Origin of the sequence: Salinicola peritrichatus (assembly GCF_003206715.1) — a bacterium.
GTDB classification, from domain to species: Bacteria; Pseudomonadota; Gammaproteobacteria; order Pseudomonadales; family Halomonadaceae; genus Salinicola; species Salinicola peritrichatus.
The window spans coordinates 1-5,404 of the sequence record NZ_PZJU01000035.1; the positions used below are offsets into that span (position 1 = coordinate 1).

At 55.5% G+C, this 5,404-nt stretch carries 2 tRNA genes and 3 rRNA genes; all 5 read left to right on the plus strand.

The features are described from left to right. Positions 1-169 precede the first annotated feature (169 nt). Positions 170-1,709: ribosomal RNA gene (locus tag DOM57_RS13725) — 16S ribosomal RNA — on the plus strand. Positions 1,710-1,732: 23 nt separating this feature from the next. Continuing rightward, a tRNA-Ile gene (locus DOM57_RS13730) sits at positions 1,733-1,809 on the plus strand. Between the two features lie 77 nt (positions 1,810-1,886). Further along, positions 1,887-1,962, plus strand: a tRNA-Ala gene (locus tag DOM57_RS13735). Positions 1,963-2,149: 187 nt separating this feature from the next. After that, positions 2,150-5,154: ribosomal RNA gene (locus DOM57_RS13740) — 23S ribosomal RNA — on the plus strand. Between the two features lie 127 nt (positions 5,155-5,281). After that, positions 5,282-5,396: ribosomal RNA gene (rrf, locus tag DOM57_RS13745) — 5S ribosomal RNA — on the plus strand. Together the 16S, 23S and 5S rRNA genes with 2 tRNA genes alongside form the textbook arrangement of a ribosomal RNA operon. Positions 5,397-5,404: the final 8 nt, after the last annotated feature.

The window sequence follows — 5,404 nt, forward strand, 5'->3', positions numbered from 1 at the left end:
CGCTCTTTAACAATCGATCAGGTAATTGATGTGGGCGCTTGTCTTGCGTGACGCCAGTCACGCGATATCGAGGCAAGCGACTCGTCGAGATTCGTTTGACCTTGAACCAAGTTTGGTCCGCTTTTCTTCTCTTTCTTCGGATTGAGAGAAGTAAGGACTATCAAGCTTTTAACTGAAGAGTTTGATCATGGCTCAGATTGAACGCTGGCGGCAGGCCTAACACATGCAAGTCGAGCGGCAGCACGGGGAGCTTGCTCCCTGGTGGCGAGCGGCGGACGGGTGAGTAACGCATAGGAATCTGCCCGGTAGTGGGGGATAACCTGGGGAAACCCAGGCTAATACCGCATACGTCCCACGGGAGAAAGCGGGGGCTCTTCGGACCTCGCGCTATCGGATGAGCCTATGTCGGATTAGCTGGTTGGTGAGGTAACGGCTCACCAAGGCGACGATCCGTAGCTGGTCTGAGAGGATGATCAGCCACACTGGGACTGAGACACGGCCCAGACTCCTACGGGAGGCAGCAGTGGGGAATATTGGACAATGGGCGCAAGCCTGATCCAGCCATGCCGCGTGTGTGAAGAAGGCTTTCGGGTTGTAAAGCACTTTCAGTGGGGAAGAAAGCTTGCCGGCCAATACCCGGCAAGAAGGACATCACCCACAGAAGAAGCACCGGCTAACTCCGTGCCAGCAGCCGCGGTAATACGGAGGGTGCGAGCGTTAATCGGAATTACTGGGCGTAAAGCGCGCGTAGGTGGCTTGGCACGCCGGTTGTGAAAGCCCCGGGCTCAACCTGGGAACCGCATCCGGAACGGCCAGGCTAGAGTGCAGGAGAGGAAGGTAGAATTCCCGGTGTAGCGGTGAAATGCGTAGAGATCGGGAGGAATACCAGTGGCGAAGGCGGCCTTCTGGCCTGACACTGACACTGAGGTGCGAAAGCGTGGGTAGCAAACAGGATTAGATACCCTGGTAGTCCACGCCGTAAACGATGTCGACTAGCCGTTGGGACCTTTAAGGACTTAGTGGCGCAGTTAACGCGATAAGTCGACCGCCTGGGGAGTACGGCCGCAAGGTTAAAACTCAAATGAATTGACGGGGGCCCGCACAAGCGGTGGAGCATGTGGTTTAATTCGATGCAACGCGAAGAACCTTACCTACCCTTGACATCCAGAGAACTTGGCAGAGATGCCTTGGTGCCTTCGGGAGCTCTGAGACAGGTGCTGCATGGCTGTCGTCAGCTCGTGTTGTGAAATGTTGGGTTAAGTCCCGTAACGAGCGCAACCCTTGTCCCTATTTGCCAGCGATTCGGTCGGGAACTCTAGGGAGACTGCCGGTGACAAACCGGAGGAAGGTGGGGACGACGTCAAGTCATCATGGCCCTTACGGGTAGGGCTACACACGTGCTACAATGGCCGGTACAAAGGGTTGCGAAGCGGCGACGTGGAGCGAATCCCAGAAAGCCGGCCTCAGTCCGGATCGGAGTCTGCAACTCGACTCCGTGAAGTCGGAATCGCTAGTAATCGTGAATCAGAATGTCACGGTGAATACGTTCCCGGGCCTTGTACACACCGCCCGTCACACCATGGGAGTGGACTGCACCAGAAGTGGTTAGCTTAACCTTCGGGGGAGCGATCACCACGGTGTGGTTCATGACTGGGGTGAAGTCGTAACAAGGTAGCCGTAGGGGAACCTGCGGCTGGATCACCTCCTTAAACGATTAGCGGATCGCGAGANNGGGTCTGTAGCTCAGTTGGTTAGAGCGCACCCCTGATAAGGGTGAGGTCGGCAGTTCAAGTCTGCCCAGACCCACCAACTCAAGACGGAAGTCATCAGAGATAAGAAGGAAGAGTATCTTCATTCTTATATCTTCGTTCTTCTTTCTTGCGCCAGGGGCCTTAGCTCAGCTGGGAGAGCGCCTGCCTTGCACGCAGGAGGTCAGCGGTTCGATCCCGCTAGGCTCCACCAAATCTTTCCCATACGGCGTTAAAGTCCGACTTGTTTATACCTCATAAACTTCGTCGTCCTTTGCCTTGTCTGGAAAAGATTGCCCAACAGTCATCGTTTGAGATCAGTCGCAAGNNGAGATACGTCTCAAGCGTATCCGGCAATTGTCGTGACATTGATCGCCGGACCAGACTCCTTCGGGTTATATGGTCAAGCGATTAAGCGCATACGGTGGATGCCTTGGCAGCCAGAGGCGATGAAGGACGTTGTAGCCTGCGATAAGGCTCGGAGAGGTGGCAAACAACCTGTGACCCGGGCATTTCCGAATGGGGAAACCCACCCAGCCCAGCTGGGTATCACATCCTGAATCCATAGGGGTGTGAGGCGAACCGGGGGAACTGAAACATCTAAGTACCCCGAGGAAAAGAAATCAACCGAGATTCCCCCAGTAGCGGCGAGCGAACGGGGAGTAGCCCTTAAGCATGTGACGGGTTAGACGAAGATTCTGGAAAGGATCGCCATAGTGGGTGATAGCCCCGTAGTCGAAAACCTGAATGTGTGAAATCGAGTAGGTCGGGGCACGTGAAACCCTGACTGAACATGGGGGGACCATCCTCCAAGGCTAAATACTCCTGGCTGACCGATAGTGAACCAGTACCGTGAGGGAAAGGCGAAAAGAACCCCGGAGAGGGGAGTGAAATAGATCCTGAAACCGTATGCGTACAAGCAGTGGGAGCCCCTTCACTAAGCCACTTCGCAAGACGTGGAGAGTGAATGACTTCTGCGAGGTTGACGGTTGTCGTTACGAGCTCACTCAACGATGTGAAGTTCGAGTAACGACCAACCCAACAAACAAGCAGAGGTGGCTTAGTGAAGGGGTGACCGCGTACCTTTTGTATAATGGGTCAGCGACTTATATTCAGTGGCGAGCTTAACCGAGTAGGGGAGGCGTAGGGAAACCGAGTCTTAACTGGGCGACCAGTCGCTGGATATAGACCCGAAACCGGGCGATCTATCCATGGCCAGGGTGAAGGTTGAGTAACATCAACTGGAGGCCCGAACCGGGATCTGTTGAAAAAGATTCGGATGAGCTGTGGATCGGAGTGAAAGGCTAATCAAGCTCGGAGATAGCTGGTTCTCCTCGAAAGCTATTTAGGTAGCGCCTCACGTATTACCGCCGGGGGTAGAGCACTGTTTCGGCTAGGGGCCCATCCCGGGTTACCAACCCGAGGCAAACTCCGAATACCGGTGAGTAGAGCGTGGGAGACACACGGCGGGTGCTAACGTCCGTCGTGAAAAGGGAAACAACCCAGACCGTCAGCTAAGGCCCCCAAATTCTGGTTAAGTGGGAAACGATGTGGGAAGGCCCAGACAGCTAGGAGGTTGGCTTAGAAGCAGCCATCCTTTAAAGAAAGCGTAATAGCTCACTAGTCGAGTCGGCCTGCGCGGAAGATGTAACGGGGCTCAAACCAGATGCCGAAGCTACGGGTNNGCGGTAGAGGAGCGTCGTGTAAGCCTGCGAAGGTGAGTTGAGAAGCTTGCTGGAGGTATCACGAGTGCGAATGCTGACATGAGTAACGACAAGGGGCGTGAAAACCGCCCCCGCCGGAAGACCAAGGGTTTCTGTTCTACGTCAATCGGAGCAGAGTGAGTCGGCCCCTAAGGCGAGGCTGAAAAGCGTAGTCGATGGGAAACGGGTCAATATTCCCGTACCGGATGTGATTGCGATGGGGGGACGAAGAAGGCTAGGTGAGCCAGGCGCTGGTTGTCCTGGTGAAAGCCGGTAGGCTGGGATCTTAGGCAAATCCGGGATCCCTTGTGCCGAGAGGCGAGACGAACGCACCACGGTGCGGAAGTCATTGATGCCACGCTTCCAGGAAAAGCCTCTAAGCTTCAGATCACATGCGACCGTACCCCAAACCGACACAGGTGGTCAGGGTGAGAATCCCAAGGCGCTTGAGAGAACTCGGGTGAAGGAACTAGGCAAAATGGCACCGTAACTTCGGGAGAAGGTGCGCCGGCTTAGGGTGAAGGAGCTAGCCTCCGGAGCCTGAACCGGTCGAAGAGTCCAGGTGGCTGCAACTGTTTATTAAAAACACAGCACTCTGCTAACGCGTAAGCGGACGTATAGGGTGTGACGCCTGCCCGGTGCCGGAAGGTTAATTGATGGTGTTAGCGCAAGCGAAGCTCCTGATCGAAGCCCCGGTAAACGGCGGCCGTAACTATAACGGTCCTAAGGTAGCGAAATTCCTTGTCGGGTAAGTTCCGACCTGCACGAATGGCGTAATGATGGCCACGCTGTCTCCACCCGAGACTCAGTGAAATTGAAATCGCAGTGAAGATGCTGTGTACCCGCGGCTAGACGGAAAGACCCCGTGAACCTTTACTACAGCTTCACACTGGACGCTGATGTTGCTTGTGTAGGATAGCTGGGAGGCTAGGAAGCCCGGACGCCAGTTCGGGTGGAGCCGACCTTGAAATACCAGCCTGGCATCATTGGCGTTCTAACTTGGCACCGTGATCCGGTGTGAGGACAGTGTGTGGTGGGTAGTTTGACTGGGGCGGTCTCCTCCGAAAGCGTAACGGAGGAGCACGAAGGTACCCTCAGCACGGTTGGAAATCGTGCATTGAGTGCAAGAGCATAAGGGTGCTTGACTGCGAGACGGACAGGTCGAGCAGGTACGAAAGTAGGTTCTAGTGATCCGGTGGTTCTGTATGGAAGGGCCATCGCTCAACGGATAAAAGGTACTCCGGGGATAACAGGCTGATACCGCCCAAGAGTTCACATCGACGGCGGTGTTTGGCACCTCGATGTCGGCTCATCACATCCTGGGGCTGAAGTCGGTCCCAAGGGTATGGCTGTTCGCCATTTAAAGTGGTACGCGAGCTGGGTTTAGAACGTCGTGAGACAGTTCGGTCCCTATCTGCCGTGGGCGTTGGAGATTTGAGAAGCGCTGCTCCTAGTACGAGAGGACCGGAGTGGACGCACCTCTGGTGTTCCGGTTGTCACGCCAGTGGCACTGCCGGGTAGCTACGTGCGGACGGGATAACCGCTGAAGGCATCTAAGCGGGAAGCCCCCTTCAAGATGAGATCTCCCCGAGACTTCGAGTCTCCTAAAGGGTCCAGCAAGACGAGCTGGTTGATAGGCACGGTGTGGAAGCGCTGCAAGGCGTTGAGCTAACGTGTACTAATGCCCCGTGAGGCTTGACCATATAACCCCAAGGGGTCTGGTGGTCGATGCCCCGACAATGGCTGGATACGTGAGACGTATCGGTCAGCATGATCCGAATCGGTTGGGATGAAGGCAGCCAGACGCCAGTCATCCCGACGTCAGTTTTGCCTGACGACCATAGCGAGTGGGAACCACCTGATCCATGCCGAACTCAGCAGTGAAACCGCTCAGCGCCGATGGTAGTGTGGGGCCTCCCCATGCGAGAGTAGGTCATCGTCAGGCTTCTATCC